The organism is Streptomyces sp. NBC_01176 (genome assembly GCF_045039825.1).
Classification (GTDB): domain Bacteria; phylum Actinomycetota; class Actinomycetes; order Streptomycetales; family Streptomycetaceae; genus Streptomyces.
Map to the genome: position 1 here is coordinate 3885935 of NZ_CP108600.1, position 15245 is coordinate 3901179.

The 15245-nt window shown below is 72.4% G+C and carries 11 protein-coding genes; 5 read left to right on the forward strand and 6 right to left on the reverse strand.

Features of this window, described 5'->3' with window-relative positions:
* Positions 1–36 precede the first annotated feature (36 nt).
* Positions 37–2319 carry an ABC transporter family substrate-binding protein gene (locus OG199_RS16545; RefSeq protein ID WP_405830068.1) on the reverse strand — a complete coding sequence of 761 codons (2283 nt, stop codon included), beginning with the start codon at positions 2317–2319 and terminating at the stop codon, positions 37–39.
* A 1125-nt stretch (positions 2320–3444) separates the two neighbouring features.
* On the opposite strand from OG199_RS16545, the gene OG199_RS16550 reads away from it, so the two are divergent.
* Genes OG199_RS16550 through OG199_RS16565 form a run of 4 tightly spaced genes read left to right on the forward strand, consistent with a single transcriptional unit; the run spans position 3445 to position 7284 of the window.
* A complete protein-coding gene (locus OG199_RS16550; RefSeq protein WP_266701165.1) occupies positions 3445–3732 on the forward strand; it encodes a hypothetical protein in 288 nt (95 codons plus the stop codon).
* 20 nt (positions 3733–3752) lie between these two features.
* Positions 3753–4574, forward strand: a complete 822-nt coding sequence (locus tag OG199_RS16555; RefSeq protein WP_356270633.1) for a hypothetical protein — start codon at positions 3753–3755, stop codon at positions 4572–4574.
* A complete protein-coding gene (locus OG199_RS16560) occupies positions 4574–6517 on the forward strand; it encodes a fumarate reductase/succinate dehydrogenase flavoprotein subunit (RefSeq protein WP_405830070.1) in 1944 nt (647 codons plus the stop codon). Before OG199_RS16555 ends, OG199_RS16560 begins: the two co-directional genes overlap by 1 nt.
* Positions 6514–7284 (forward strand): succinate dehydrogenase/fumarate reductase iron-sulfur subunit, encoded by a 771-nt coding sequence (locus OG199_RS16565; protein WP_356801934.1) that lies wholly within the window; start codon positions 6514–6516, stop codon positions 7282–7284. The genes OG199_RS16560 and OG199_RS16565 overlap by 4 nt, the downstream gene beginning before the upstream one ends.
* On the opposite strand, the gene OG199_RS16570 is transcribed toward OG199_RS16565, so the two are convergent.
* Positions 7265–7576, reverse strand: coding sequence for a hypothetical protein (locus OG199_RS16570; RefSeq protein ID WP_405830072.1), 312 nt, complete (start codon positions 7574–7576; stop codon positions 7265–7267). The genes OG199_RS16565 and OG199_RS16570 overlap by 20 nt on opposite strands.
* A gap of 122 nt (positions 7577–7698) precedes the next feature.
* Entirely contained in the window at positions 7699–9015 is a 1317-nt protein-coding gene (locus OG199_RS16575) for a hypothetical protein (protein WP_405830074.1), read from the reverse strand.
* A 104-nt stretch (positions 9016–9119) separates the two neighbouring features.
* Here OG199_RS16575 and OG199_RS16580 point away from each other — a divergent pair, with 104 nt between their 5' ends.
* Positions 9120–10994 (forward strand): hypothetical protein, encoded by a 1875-nt coding sequence (locus tag OG199_RS16580; RefSeq protein ID WP_405830076.1) that lies wholly within the window; start codon positions 9120–9122, stop codon positions 10992–10994.
* On the opposite strand, the gene OG199_RS16585 is transcribed toward OG199_RS16580, so the two are convergent.
* The 3 genes from OG199_RS16585 to OG199_RS16595 all read right to left on the reverse strand — a co-directional run bounded on the left by OG199_RS16585 (position 10957) and on the right by OG199_RS16595 (position 15230).
* Positions 10957–13722 carry a SpoIIE family protein phosphatase gene (locus OG199_RS16585; protein WP_405830078.1) on the reverse strand — a complete coding sequence of 922 codons (2766 nt, stop codon included), beginning with the start codon at positions 13720–13722 and terminating at the stop codon, positions 10957–10959. The genes OG199_RS16580 and OG199_RS16585 overlap by 38 nt on opposite strands.
* Before the next feature lie 445 nt (positions 13723–14167).
* Positions 14168–14599: an ATP-binding protein gene (locus OG199_RS16590; RefSeq protein ID WP_168530038.1), complete on the reverse strand. Its 432-nt coding sequence runs from the start codon at positions 14597–14599 to the stop codon at positions 14168–14170.
* 187 nt (positions 14600–14786) lie between these two features.
* Positions 14787–15230 (reverse strand): (deoxy)nucleoside triphosphate pyrophosphohydrolase, encoded by a 444-nt coding sequence (locus OG199_RS16595; protein ID WP_356801926.1) that lies wholly within the window; start codon positions 15228–15230, stop codon positions 14787–14789.
* Positions 15231–15245 lie beyond the last annotated feature (15 nt).

The window sequence follows — 15245 nt, forward strand, 5'->3', positions numbered from 1 at the left end:
CGGCCAGCCGCTCGACGTCGGCGCCCCGTGCCCCCCTCAGGGGGAGCTGGGAGTCGCCGACGGCTTCGCGCCCTTCTTCAGGAAGCCCATGTCCTCGTACAGAGGGGTCTGGAATCCGAAGGAGCCGGCGTTGGCGAGGTTCGGGCGGACGGCAGTGAGCTGGGGACGCTGGTAGAGAGGAATCGATCCTGCGGCGGCCCAGATCCGGGCGTCCGCCTTGCGGACCAGGGCCCGCTCCTCGTCCTCGTCCAGCGTGCCGATGGCCTGGTCGAACAGCTGGTCCACCTGGTCGGTGCCGACCCGGGTGTAGTTCTGCTCGACGGAGAGGGAGCCGTCGGCGGCCGGGACCGGCTTCGCGAAGATCGGGCGGGCGTCGGTGGCCGGGAAGGCGGAGGCGGGCCAGGAGTACAGCGCCAGGTCGTACTGACCGGAGGCGATGTGGTCCTTGAAGTAGCTGTCGCCCGCGACCTTGGTCGTCTCCGTACGGATGCCGATGCGCTCCAGCATCCGCGAGATGCGGTCGGCCACGGTGCTCAGCGTCTCCGAGCCGGGGCCGGAGGGCAGCACGAAGCGGAGCGTCAGGGGCTTGCCGTCCTTGGCGAGCACACCGGACGCCGCCCCCGCCGGGGCCGCCGTGCCCTTGGGCGCGTAGGCGCCGGGCGCCCCGCCCTGACGGGTGTCCTGGTGGGCGTACCGCTTGCCGTCGAACCGCGTGGCCGCCTTTTCGCCCGAGCGCTTCGTCGCGTGCTCCTCGCGCTGCTCGGGCTGCTCCGGCTGCTCGGGTTGCTCGGGCTGATCAGCCGGGTCCGCCTTCGCCCGGTCGGTCCCGGCCGGCTTGTTGTCGTCGCCGACGATGTAGTTCCCGTCCTCGGAGTCCGGCTCGGCGCCGGGGGCCGCCTTCTTGCCCTCGGACCCGGCCGCCTTGCCCTTCTCCTTTTCCTTCTTCTCCTCCTTCACCGGGCCCCCGGGCACCCAGCCGGCGTCCACGAGCAGCGCCTGCGCCTCCTTGGTGTCCTGGCCGCCGAGCGCGTCGCTGTTGTCGGCGTAGGCCTGCTGGCCGGCGAGCGCGAGGTGGCTGCCGACCGGTACGGCGGGCAGGCCCAGCGGCTTGAGCACGGCCTGCGCGAGTTCGTCGCGGTTGAGGGCTCGGGCCACGGCACGGCGGACGCGTTCGTCGGCGAGGGGGCCCTCGGAGCCGTTCAGGGCGAGCTGGGTGTACGCGGGTTCGAGGGACTTGCGGACGACGAAGCCACTCAGGCTGTTCTGCTCGGAGGTGTACTGCGCGGCGGCCTCGCGCGCCTTCTCGCGGGCTCCGGCCTCGTCGCGGGCGGCGTCCTTGTCGGAGCCGTGTGCGACGGCCCAGGAGTTCAGAGCCTTGGCGGGGCTGAGCGTGCTGCCCGGGGTGCTCGGACCCTGCAGCGGGGTGCTGCCCTTGGCGCCGGCGGCGAGCGTGATCCGCCCGGCCTCCTCGGGATCGACGTCGGCCATGTCGATCTTGTTCGCGGCGAGGGCGGTGGCGCGCTGGTCGCGCGGGACGGCGACCAGCGCGATCTCCGAGAGCTTGGCGGGGCGGCCCCACCAGCGGGGATTGCGGGTGAGGTGGATCTCGCCGGCCTTGCTGTCGATGCTCTGCAGGGCGAAGGGGCCGGCGGTGACGTTCAGCTTGCGGCGGGCTCCGTCGTTGAAGGTGGCCGCGGCGCCCATGACGTCCTTCGGGTACAGCGGCGAGAACAGCGACTTCCAGTCGGCGTACGGGCGGCTGAAGGTGACACGCACCTCCAGGTTGTTCTTGCCGCGCTCGATCTTCTCGATGCGGTCGTACCCGGCGTTGCGGGCGGTCCAGTACGCGCTGTCCTTGCCGGACAGGGCGCGCCACTGGGCCGCGAAGTCGTCGGCGCCGATCTCACGGCCGTCGCTCCAGACCGCCTGCTGGTTGAGCTTGTAGAGGACGACCTGCTTCGGTTCCTCGTCGACGACCTTGGCCGATTCCAGGTAGTCGGGGTTGAGCTGTGGACGGCCGTTGCGGTCGAGCCGGTACAGGGAGGGCAGTACGGCGCCGGCGACCCGCGAGGTCGTGGCGTCGGCGTCGGCCTGGAAGGTGTTGAGGGTCGCCGGGACGGCGTCGACGGCCCATCGCAGGGTGCCGCCGTCCGTGACCAGGTTGCGGCCCGCGGGCGCGATGTCCTGCGCGGCGACGGGGCTGGTCCTCTCCTCGTCGTCCGCGCTGCACGCGGTCAGGACGGGCACCGCGAGTGCGCCCGCGGTCAGGAACGCGACCGAGCGCATCACCGCGCGCAGTCCGACGCCGTCGTGGGACATCACTGCAACCTCCGGTGGGGGGAACAGGCCGGATCTGATCATTTTTGGTCGGATATGCGGTTGATCAGATGTATGCGCCCACTGAACGGCAGGGGGGAGTGCGTGAGGGCGCCGACACGGCGGGGGCGCGCGGAAGACCACCCGTGCGGCGCAATGAGCGGGTGCCTTCCGGCGGGTTCGCGGCCCCTGTGCCTCCCGGGCGTACCCCCTCCTCACGGAGCGGTGCCCTCGCGCCCCCTCACCCGAAGGGCTCGTCCTCAAGCGCCGGACGGGCTGGATCATGCGGGCGGGACCGGGGACACGGGGTGGGGCGGGGCCCAGGGAACCGAGAAGGGCGAGGCCCGGGGGTACCAGGCGAGGCGAAGCCCGAAGAACCGGGTGGGCCGGGGCCCCTCGCCCGAAGGGCTCGTCCTCAAGCGCCGGACGGGCTAAATCGTGCGGGCGGGCCCGGGACACGGGGTGGGGCGGGGCCCAGGGAACCGAGAAGGGCGAGGCCCGGGGGTACCAGGCGAGGCGAAGCCCGAAGAACCGGGTGGGGCGGGGCCCCTCGCCCGAAGGGCTCGTCCTCAAGCGCCGGACGGGCTAAATGGTGCGGGCGGGCCCGGGGACACGAGCGGGGCGGGGACCAGAGAACCGGGAAGGCCGAGGCCCGGGGTACCAGGCGAGGCGAAGCCCGAAGAACCAGGTGGGGCGGGGGCCCTCGCCCGAAGGGCTCGTCCTCAAGCGCCGGACGGGCTAAATCGTGCGGGCGGGGTCCGAGGATCCGGGGCGGCCAGGGTCCGAGGATCCGGGCGGCCGGGGTTCGAGAATTCGGGACGGGCGGGAGCCGGAGGTACCGGACGGGCGGGAGCCGGAGGTGCCGGATGGGCCGGGCCGGAGATGGTCCGGGGACGGGGGCGCGGCATGGTCTGCGGATTCGGGGCGGAGCCGAACCGCTGGATCAAGGCAGTGGACCGGCACCCCGGCGAGCCCGGCGCGTGCGGAGCGTGCGGGGGCGCGCTCCGAAAGGTTCGATCCAGGAATCCGTGCATACGCCTTCACAGGGGCTCGTGTGACGCGCAACACTCGCAGGCGCATGAACGTTGCCGCCTTGGGCCACGGAGCCCGTGGAAGTGAGGGCAAGTCATGTCCGTGCACGATGAACTGACGTCCGTCCAGCGCTGTCTCGACGACCTGTTGAGGTCGATGGGGCGCCTGGAGCAGCAGATCGGCGGCGGCCTCGACATGCGCCGCGTCCGCGCCGACGCCGACCACCTGCGGGAAAGCGTCGCGCTGCTGCGCGAATCCGCACCCGGGCTCGCGAAGCCCCTGCGCCCCGACCTCGTCTCCATCCCCGACACCCCGTACGACAACTCCCTGTGGACGGACTCGGACGACGAAGGTCTCGGCGCCCGGGACCGGCACGCCCCCTGACCCGACCGGAGAGTCATAAGTTGGCCACTGGTACGGAACCCCATCCGAACAGCGGCGGCGTACGGACCGGTACGCGCGCCGCGATCGCCGCCCCGCATCTGCGCACCGACCGCTGGTGGCTGGCGCCCGCCGCGACCGCGGCCGGGCTGCTGGCCTTCATCGTGTACTCGACCTGGCGGGCCTTCGCGGACACGGACTACTACGCGGCGCCGTACGTCTCTCCGTTCTACTCGCCGTGCCTTGCGGAACGCTGCCGGGCCATGGACGCGGGGCCGAACGCGGACCTGTTCGGCAGTTGGTGGGGCATCTCCCCCGCGATCATCATCCTGGTCTTCCCGCTGGGCTTCCGGCTGACCTGCTACTACTACCGCAAGGCCTACTACCGGGGCTTCTGGGCGTCTCCCCCGGCCTGCGCGGTGGCGGAGCCGCACAAGAAGTACACCGGCGAGACCCGCTTCCCGCTGATCCTCCAGAACATCCACCGGTACTTCTTCTACGCCGCGATCCTCGTCGCCGGCACCCTCACGTACGACACCGTGCTCTCCTTCCGGGACGAGCACCACCACTGGGGACACATGGGCCTGGGCACCCTGGTCTTCCTGCTCAACATCACGCTGATCTGGGCGTACACCCTCTCCTGCCACTCCTGCCGGCACATCGTCGGCGGAAAGCTCAAACACTTCTCCAAGCATCCCGTGCGGTACCGGATGTGGCAGTGGGTCGGGAAGCTGAATGCCCGTCACATGCTGCTCGCCTGGGCTTCGTTGGTGAGTGTGGCGCTCGCCGACTTCTATGTGTTCCTGGTCGCGTCCGGCGCCTTCGACGATCCGAGGTTCTTCTGATGTCCGTGGTCGATCGACAGGAGTGGGACGTCGTCGTGGTCGGCGCCGGCGGCGCGGGGCTGCGGGCCGCCATCGAGGCACGCGAGCGCGGCGCCCGTACCGCCGTGATCTGCAAGTCGCTGTTCGGCAAGGCGCACACGGTGATGGCCGAGGGCGGCATCGCGGCCGCGATGGGCAACGTCAACTCCGGTGACAACTGGCAGGTCCACTTCCGCGACACCATGAGGGGCGGCAAGTTCCTCAACCAGTGGCGGATGGCCGAGCTGCACGCCACGGAGGCCCCCGACCGGGTCTGGGAGCTGGAGACCTGGGGTGCTCTCTTCGACCGCACGGCGGACGGGCGGATATCCCAGCGCAACTTCGGCGGACACGAGTACCCGCGGCTCGCCCATGTCGGCGACCGGACGGGACTCGAACTCATCCGCACCCTCCAGCAGAAGATCGTCTCCCTCCAGCAGGAGGACATGAGGGAGACGGGCGACTACGAGAGCCGCCTGAAGGTCTATCAGGAGTGCACTGTCACCCGGGTCCTCAAGGACGGCAACCGTGTCTCCGGGGTCTTCTGCTACGAGCGCGAGTCCGGACGCTTCTTCGTTCTGGAGGCGCCCTCCGTCGTCATCGCCACCGGCGGCATCGGCAAGTCCTTCAAGGTGACGTCCAACTCGTGGGAGTACACGGGCGACGGCAACGCGCTCGCGCTGCTGGCGGGCGCCCCGCTGCTCAACATGGAGTTCGTGCAGTTCCACCCGACGGGCATGGTCTGGCCCCCTTCGGTGAAGGGCATCCTGGTCACCGAGTCCGTCCGCGGCGACGGCGGCGTGCTGCGCAACTCCGACGGCAAGCGGTTCATGTTCGACTACATCCCGGACGTCTTCAAGGAGAAGTACGCGCAGTCCGAGGAGGAGGGCGACCGCTGGTACGAGGACCCGGACCACAACCGGCGTCCCCCCGAGCTGCTGCCCCGTGACGAGGTCGCGCGCGCCATCAACTCCGAGGTGAAGGCCGGCCGCGGATCGCCGCACGGCGGCGTCTTCCTCGACGTGTCGACACGCATGCCCGCGGACGTCATCCGGCGCCGACTGCCGTCCATGTACCACCAGTTCAAGGAGCTGGCGGACGTCGACATCACGGCCGAGGCGATGGAGGTCGGTCCCACCTGCCACTACGTCATGGGCGGCATCGCGGTCGACTCGGAGTCGGCGGCGGCCCGTGGCGTCCCGGGTCTGTTCGCGGCCGGCGAGGTAGCGGGCGGTATGCACGGCTCCAACCGGCTCGGCGGCAATTCCCTCTCCGACCTGCTGGTGTTCGGACGGCGGGCGGGACTGCACGCCGCCGAGTACGCCGCCGGCCTGGCCGGGGACCGCCCGCCCGTCGACGACGTCCAGGTCGACACGGCCGCCGCGGAGGCGCTGCGACCCTTCTCCGCGGAGGGTCCGGCGCCGGGCGAGGAGAACGGCCGGCCGCCGGAGAACCCGTACACCCTGCACCAGGAACTCCAGCAGGCCATGAACGACCTGGTCGGCATCATCCGGCGCGAGGCCGAGATGGAGCAGGCCCTGGAGAAGCTCGCGGACCTGCGGGTACGGGCCCGCCGGGCGGGTGTCGAGGGGCACCGGCAGTTCAACCCCGGCTGGCACCTCTCCCTCGACCTGCGCAACATGCTGCTGGTCAGCGAATGCGTGGCCCGCGCCGCCCTGGAGCGCACGGAGTCCCGCGGCGGTCACACCCGCGAGGACCATCCGGTGATGGAGCGGGTCTGGCGCCGGGTCAACCTGCTGTGCCGGCTGACGGATCCCACCGGCGGACTGGCGGCGACCGACCCGGTGCACGGCCAGATCGACCTCACCCGAGAGAACACCGAGCCCATCCGCCCCGACCTGCTCGCCCTCTTCGAGAAGGAGGAGCTGGTCAAGTACCTCGCCGAAGAGGAGCTCTACGAGTGAGCAGCTACGAGGCCCGCTTCAAGGTGTGGCGCGGGGACGTGAAGGGCGGCGGCCTGGAGGACTTCGCGGTCGACGTCAACGACGGTGAGGTGGTGCTCGACATCATCCACCGCCTCCAGGCGACCCAGGTCCCCGACCTGGCCGTCCGCTGGAACTGCAAGGCGGGCAAGTGCGGTTCGTGCTCGGCGGAGGTCAACGGACGCCCCCGGCTGATGTGCATGACCCGGATGTCGGTGTTCACCCGGGAGGAGACGATCACCGTCACGCCGCTGCGCGCCTTCCCCGTCGTCCGGGATCTCGTCACGGACGTCGGCTTCAACTACGCGAAGGCGCGGGAGGTGCCCGCCTTCGTACCACCCGCCGGGCTGGGACCCGGCGAGTACCGGATGCAGCAGGAGGACGTGGACCGTTCGCAGGAGTTCCGCAAGTGCATCGAGTGCTTCCTGTGTCAGGACACCTGCCATGTCGTGCGGGATCACGAGGAGAACAAACCGGCGTTCGCGGGGCCGCGCTTCCTGATGCGGGTGGCGGAGCTCGACATGCACCCGCTGGACGCCGCGGCCGACACCGGCCTCGACCGCAAACGCACCGCCCAGGACGAACACGGCCTCGGCTACTGCAACATCACCAAGTGCTGCACGGAGGTCTGCCCCGAGGGCATCAAAATCACGGACAACGCCCTGATTCCCCTGAAGGAACGGGCGGTCGACCGCAAGTACGACCCGCTGGTGTGGCTGGGCTCGAAGATCAGGAGGCGGGAGGCGTGACGGGGCGGCCCGGACGGCGGGCCGCCATCTGGAGCGCCGAGCCCACCAGGAACACGGCCGTTCCGGACAGCGCGTAGGGCGCCATGCGGAGGTCGGGCCCATGGAACGGGCCGAGGAACAAGAAGACCCCGAGGCCGACCGCGCTCACCAGTGCTCCGTACCCCCACAGTCGCGGCCGGAGGACCCGGTCGCGGCCGAGCGGCGGCAGCCGGCCCGTCGTGATCGCCACGATTCCGGCTCCTGCCAGGGCGCCCAGGACGAGCACGCCCACCGTCACCCAGGTCATGTCCATCGGTTCCCTCCCCCTGGCGTGCGCACCCGGCACGCCTTCCGATCATGGCACGCGGGGCTCCCGGACCTCCAGACACTTGACCGCCTCCTGACCGGACGCCCTGTTCGAGGTCCGCCGTCGGGTCATCGGACCCATCCCCGCTCGTACGCCGTCCAGTCCTTCTCGCGGGCGGCGAAGTCCACGTACGCGGCGACGCCGAAGTTCTCGCGGGTGCGGTCGGTGCGGGAGAGGCCGAGGCGGGCGCCCCGGACGGCCGCCGCGACGGTCTCGGCGGACCCGTGATGGTCCATGTTGTCCTCGTAGTAGAAGGGCATGCCCATCAGCAGATCGGTCTTCGCCGGGGTGACTTCCAGGGCGAGCGAGGTCTGCTGGGCGACGTAGCCGCCGTACAGGCTCTCCAGCGGCAGCGCGGTGTCGTACGACATCACGGCGATCTGGTCGACCCGGCGGGCGACCTGGCCGAAGAACGCCTGGGACCACCACTTGGGGTGTCCCGTGACGCCGCCCCAGACGGAGTGCAGCGACGGCAGCGGGTCGATCTGGTGGGCGGCGACGGAGAGCAGGGCGCCGTGGGCGCGGGTGACGCGGCGCAGGTCGCCGAGGAGGGAGAGATAGTCGGCGTCGCCGGAGTGCAGCGGTTCCAGGTCGAAGTGGGCACCGGCGAATCCGGCGTCGAGGACCTGCCCGGCCGAGCGGACCACGGCTGCCCGGGTCGCGGCGCGTTCCAGGCGCAGCCCGACCGGGCCCTCGGTCGCGAGTTCGTCCCCCAGCCAGGCCTGCACACGGACGCCGGGCATCTCCCGGTGGATCGCCCCGATGAGCCAGCGCGCCCTCGGGTACGCGGACGCGGGCAGCGTCCCGTCGTGCTCCAGGGGGCCCGCGTGCACGTACAGGTCCCGGACGCCGGTCGTGCGCAGCCGCGCCGCCAGCGCCCTGACGTCCGCTTCCTTCTTCCGGCCGTCGACCCAGGCGTGGCCCATCCAGAGGGCGTCACGGTGCCTCGTGTACGTACCGGCGGCCGGGTCTCCGCCGTAGTTGACGCGCAGGGTGATGCCCGCGGCCAGCGGCGGGAGCAGCAGGACGAGGACGAGCGCCGACGCGATGCGCCGGGGCCATCGCAGAGCGGGCCGCCGCCAGACACCGGCCAGACGCCGGAACGGGGTCGCGGCGCGGCGAGCGGGGGTGGGGGTGGGGGTGCGCGCGGAAGCCGTCCGCGGGTCCGGCCTCTCGGCCGACGCGTCCGCAACCTCGCCCGACGCGTCCGAACCCCCGACCGGCGCGTCCGGCCCTCCGGTCGGCGCGTCCGGTGCTCCGGTGGGCGCGTCCGGCGCTCCCGTTCGTATGTCCGGCTCGGGCGGTGCCGCCGCCGGTGCCGGTCCGCCCTCCGTGCCCGGTTCCTCGCCCCGCCCCGTACCCGGTTCCGTCCGCCCCGCACCCATCCCCGCGCCCCCTCCGTAAGCCCCTGTATCCCCCGTACCTTAGGTGCGCCCGGCTCGGCGCACCCCGGTCGCGCCCGCGGGCGAGCGGTCATACGCTCCCAAATGTGACGTCGCCCCTGAGCCGGTCCCGGTCGCGCCGAGCCACGTCCTCCATAGCCGTGCGGGTGGCGCATGCCGTGCTCGGGGGGCTGATGGCGCTGGGGTGGCTGCTGCTGCCCGTCACCCGGCCGGGCGCCGGGGATCCCCCGGAGTGGCCGGGGAAGGGACCGGTCGTCGAGGAGGTATCGGCGGCGCCCGGGCAGGGCGGTACGTCCGCCGACGATCTGGTGCTGCCCGTCGTCGCGGTGGTGGTCGCCGGCTCGCTGGCCGCCTACGCCTCCGTCCGGCGAATACGCCGCGCGAGGACCCGTACGACCCCGGGCAAGGCCGTCCCGGGAACCGTGCCGCTCGCCGAACTCGACCGGCTCGTCCGGAAGTCGCTCGTCGTGACCGACGACTGTGTGCGCACCAGTGCCGAGGAACTCGACTCCGCGGCGGCCCTGTTCGGCCGGGAGGCGGTCGGAGCCTACGCGGAGGCGGTGGCGTTCGCGCGCTCCGAGCTGATGGTGGCCTTCCGGCTGCGGCAGCGGCTGGACGACACCGCGCCGGACGACGAGGAAACCCGGCGCCGGACGCTGGAGGAGATCCGCGCCCGCTGCGCGGAGGCGGGGCGGCGGCTGGACGCGGAGGCCGCCGGGTTCGACCTGCTGCGCGCCCTGGAACGCTCCACGCCCGCCGCGGTGGAGTCGGCGGAGGCCCGCTTCCGGGAACTCGCCCATCGCGCGCCCGCCGCGCAGGCGACGCTGGCGGGGCTGCACGAGCGGTACGCGCCGTCCGCGTCCCTGCCCGTCGCCGGACACGTCGAACAGGCCAAGGACAGGCTCGTGTTCGCCACGACCCACCTCAACCGGGCGCGGCAGTCGCTCGACCGGAGCGAGGTCGCGCGGGCCACGGCGTATCTGCGGGCCGCCGAGGGCGCCATCGGCCAGGCGGACGTCCTGCTGACCGGTGTCGACCGGCTGGCCGCCGAACTCGACGCCGCGGCCGACCGGTTGCCCGCCGCGTTGGCCGGCGCCGAAGCCGACCTCGAACGGGCCCGCGCGGTTCCGGCCGGCGCGGTCGGCGGGGCGCTGTCCGGTCGCGTCGCGCACACCCGCTCGGTCGTCGCGGACGTGCGCCGGGAGACGGAGAGCGGCCCGTACGACCCCCTCGACGCCCTGCGCCGGTTGGTCCGGACGGCCGCTGCACTGGCCGGCACCCCCGCCCTCGGCCGGGACGAGGAACGCGAGCGGGTCCTGCTCGACGAGGCGTGTCCGGTGGCCGTCAGCGCCGTCACCGCGGCGGACGACTTCGTCGCGACGCACCGGGCGGTGGTGGGCCCCGAGGCCCGGACCCGGCTGGCGGAGGCGGAACGTCATCTCGCCCGTTCGCCCCTCGGCTTCGCCGACGTCCAGCGGGCCGACGCGCTCGCCCGGGAGGCCCGGCAGCTCGCGGAGCGGGACGTACGGACGTACGGCAATCCGTACGCCGGACCGGAGGGCGACGGAGTCCGCGGCGCCGTGCTCGGCGGGATCCTGCGCGGGAACTCGGTCCAGGACGGCGACATGTCGGCTGGTGCCGCGCCCAGCACCGACACGTCAAGTGCCGATACCTCCGGTGGCGTTGCTCCCGACGGTGGCGCCTCCGGTGGTGGCGCTTCCGGTGGTGGCGCCGCCGCTGACATCTCCTCCGGTGACGTCTCCGCCGACAGCGCCCCTGCTGAGGGTGCCGCTTCCAGCAGCGTCCCAACCGGCGCTGTCGCTTCCGGCGCTGTCCCTACCGGCGCTGTCGCTTCCGGCGGCGTCGCGAGCTTCGGGGGCCCGCGCACGCGCTACCGCCGGGCGGTGTCGGCCCCCGCACCGGTCAGAACAGGCTCAGCAACGCCTCCGCCGGGTCCGTGAGCGTCGTCCCGGCGTCCGGGAGGGGCAGTTCGAACCAGACCGTCTTGCCCCGCGGCGTGCGCCGTGAGCCCCACGCGGCGGAGAGCAGACCGACGAGTTGAAGACCCCGGCCGCCCTCGTCCGTGTCCCGGGCCCGGCGGCGGCGCGGCTGTACGAGGCCCGCGTCCCAGACCTCGCACACCAGTGTCCGGTCGAGCAGCAGCCGCAGCCGGATCTCGCCCTCGCCGTAGCGCAGGGCGTTCGTCACCAGCTCGCTGACCAGCAACTCGGCGGTGTCGACGAGCGGTTCCAGTTCCCAGGCGGTGAGCTGGGTACGGGCGTACTCGCGGGCCCGGCCCACGCTGCGCGGCTCACGCGGCAGGGTCCAGTCGCCGACGGAATCGGCGGGCAGCCCCTGGACGCGCGCCATCAGCAGCGCGATGTCGTCCTCACCGTGGTGGGTGTCGAGGGTGTTGAGGACGTGGTCGCAGACGTCCTCCAGGGGGCGGGAGGGATCCGTCAGCGCTCCGACGAAGGCCTGCAGGCCCTCGTCGAGGGGATGGTCGCGCGATTCGACCAGTCCATCCGTGTAGAGCGCGAGAAGAGCACCTTCGGGTAGTTCGACCTCGACCTCCTCGAAGGGCTCGCCGCCCACGCCCAGCGGCATGCCCGGCGGCACGTCCAGCATCAGCGCGCTCTCGCCCGGCTCCACCAGGACGGGCGGCAGATGGCCCGCGTTGGCGAAGGTGATCCTGCGGGTCACGGAGTCGTAGACCGCGTACACACAGGTCGCGAGATACACCTCGGAGAGGTCCGCGTCGCGGGGCTGGCGGGCCGCGCGGGTCGCCTGCTGGACACCGCCGGGCGTGCCCAGGCCACGAGCGATCTCGTCCAACGCCGACAGTACTTCGGCGGGTTCGAGGTCGAGGAGTGCCAAGGTCCGTACGGCCGTGCGGAGTTCACCCATCGCCACGGCGGCGCGCAGCCCGCGGCCCATGACGTCGCCGACCACCAGCGCCGTGCGGTGCCCGGGGAGTTCGATGACGTCGAACCAGTCGCCGCCGACCTCGGTGGCCGCGTTGCCGGGCAGGTAGCGGCAGGCGATGTCGAGGCCGGAGGCCTCCGGGTCGCCCGGCGGCAGCAGGGAGCGCTGCAGGATCAGGGCGCGTTCGTGCTCGCGGCGGTACAGGCGGGCGTTGTCGATACAGACCGCGGCGCGCGCCGCGAGTTCCACCGCGAGGGAACGGTCGCGGTCGCCGAACGGCTCACTGCCCTTCGTGCGGGAGAACTGCGCGAGTCCCACGACGGTGTCGTGCGCGACCATCGGCACGGCGAGCGTGGACTGGATGAGCCCGCCCTCCTCGGCGGGGACGTGCTGGGGGCGGGCGGTGCGCAGGGCGTCCGCGCAGGTCGAGTTGAACGGGAAGTGGTGAACGGCGCCGACGGCGACCGGGGCGGGTCCGCCGACGAACGGCGCGTCGGAGACGGCGCTGGCGAAGGCGACCCGGCGCAGCTCCGCGCTGCCGTCGGCGAACCCGGGCGGCGTCTCGTCGCCGGCCAGCAGGCCCTGGTAGAGGTCGACGGTCGCGAGGTCGCAGAAGCCGGGCACCACGACGTCCAGCAGCTCGCGGGCGGTGGTCTCCAGGTCGAGGGAGTTGCCGATGCGGGCGCCCGCCTCGTTCAGAAGGGCGAGGTTGCGGCGGGCGGCGGCCGCTTCCCGCGCCGCGGCACGCCGGCTGGTGATGTCGGTTCCGAGCCAGGCGATGCCGATGGGGCGGCCGCTGCCGCTGTGGACGCGGTAGAGGTTGACCGACCAGTGACGGCGTTCCTCGGAGCCGGGCACGAACCCGGCGACGTGCATGTCCGTGATGGAGTCGCCGGTCTCCAGGACCCGCCGCAGTGTCGCGGCGACGCGCTCGGCCTCGGAGCGCGGCAGGTAGTCGTGGACCGTGCGGCCCCGGTGGCCGTCGACGTCGCCGCCGAACACCGACGCGAAGCGCTGGTTGGCGCGACGGACCCGGAGATCCGTGTCGATCAGGAGGAAGCCGAACGGAGATTGACCGAAAATCGCCTGCGAAGCGGCGAGGTCCGTCTCGATCCGGCGCAGGGTCCGGACGTCCACGACGATGCATACGGCGGCCCGCTCGCCGTCCTCCGTAGTGGTGGGCATCACATAGACCTCGGCGAGGCCCTCGGCGCCCTCGTCGCCGCCGTCGGAGGGCGGCAACCGGAAGGGGACCACGCCGGTCCACTCGCGGCCGTCCAGGATCTCCGCCATCTTGCGCTGCCCGAACTCACGCCGGTCGGCGGCGACGAACGCCTCGATGGGGTCCATGCCCACGGCGCGCTCCGCGGATATGCCGAAGAGCTGCTCGGCGCGCAGACTCCACTGGTCGACGAGTCCGTCGGCGCCGATGGAGAACGAGGCGACCTTGATGTAGTCGTACATGGAGCCGGGTGGACTGCTCTGCCACACCACGTCGCCGGCCGCTTCGGCCAGGGGTTCGACGGGTGCCTCGACCGGCACCTCGACGGACGTCCCGGACGTCGCCGTGGCCGGTGTCCCGGCCGAAGCGTCGCCCGTGGCTCCGCCGGCGGCGCCGCCTGACGCACCGTTCGTCGCGTCGTCCGACACGCCGTCGCTCGGGCCGTCCGGCGCCGCGGCCATGGCGGAATCGCCCGCGGCCTCAGCCCTCGCGCGGTCCGACGGGTCCTCGGACTCCGTGGCCTTCGCTGGTATCTCGCTCACGCGAACCGTCCCCTCCAGCTCACCGCGCCCGGCACCGGTCACCGGGGGCGGCTGCCCGCAGTATCCAGCACTACGGCGCCGCACAACACGGTGTTCACGATCACAGCACGGTCCCGATGGTTTTTGGACCGGCCGCGACATACTCCCAGTCTTCTAACCAGGTGGCGCCCCATCGAATCAAAGAGTCCGGACAACACTCGTGGCCCGAATCGATCGACCGCCCCGTCCCCCGTCCGACGGACCCTCAGACGGACGACCGACGGGCCGTCGGACGGGCGGCGCACGGGCTCTCGGACGGATGCCCGACAGGCTCCCGGGTGGAGCTTCCCGACGATCCCTCAGCCGGGCATGTTCAGCTCGGCACGTTCGGCACGTTCGGCAGGGCATGTGCAGCTCGGCACGTTCGGCAGGGCGTGTTCGGCGGGACGCGTTCGGCGCGGTTTGGTCAGCCGGGGACCGCGAGCTCGAACCAGACCGTCTTGCCGGTGTCCCCGGGGCGCGTGCCCCAGCGGCGGGAGGAACCGGCCACCAGTTGCAGACCCCGCCCGCTCTCGTCGTCGGCGCCCGCGGCCCGCTCCCGGGGCGGGTCGGGCAGCGGGTCGGACACCTCCACCAGGAGGGCGTCCGGCACGCCCGCGGGTCTGACGAGGCGAACGCCGATGGGGCCGGTGGCATACCGCAGGGAGTTCGTCACCAGCTCGCTGACCAGGAGCGCGGTCACGTCACCGAGGACGTCCAGCTCCCATGTGCGCAGCTGGCCGCGAACGACCGCGCGGGCCGTGCGGACGGCCCCCGGCTCCGCGGGAAAGGTCCACTCGGCGCAGTCGCCTACGGTGTCGATCACGCCGATCACTTCCCAGGACAGGAACCCACGCATGTCCGGTTTCGTGGGGTTAATGGGCACATACCCGATATCCACGGCTGCTTACCGCGCGGGCAGGAGCACTGTGGCACAAACGGCGTACGGAATCCCAACCGATCAAGACGTCTCGCACACCGCGCCGACCCACACCCCCTCACCCACCCCGTACGGCGGCGGACGCGGGGGTGACGAGGGCGACGGGCTACGACCGGTGTTCGGCGGGCGGACCGCCGGCGGAGGCGGAGGGTCCGACCCAGTGGGGCAGCGTGGCCTTCACGGCGGGGACGTCCTGGTCCAGCCAGTCCACGTCCCAGATCTCGTCCGGGGTCAGCCAGCGCAGTTCGTCGTGGTCCTCCAGCGGCTCGGGGTCGTCCGAGCCGGGAAGCAGGCGCGCGGTCCACACCCGCAGCACGTACGGCACGCGAAGGGGCCACTCCCCCGGGACCCGTTCGACGGCCTCGGTCACGACACCGAGTTCCTCGCGCAGCTCGCGCACGAGGGCGGCCTCGGGCGCCTCGCCCGGTTCGACCTTGCCGCCGGGCAGTTCCCAGCGTCCAGCCAGCTCGGGAGGCGCACTACGGCGCGCGGCGAGGAGGCGTCCGTCGCGCAGCAGGGCTCCCCCCACGACCACGATCGTTTCGTCCATGCGCCGGAGCCTACG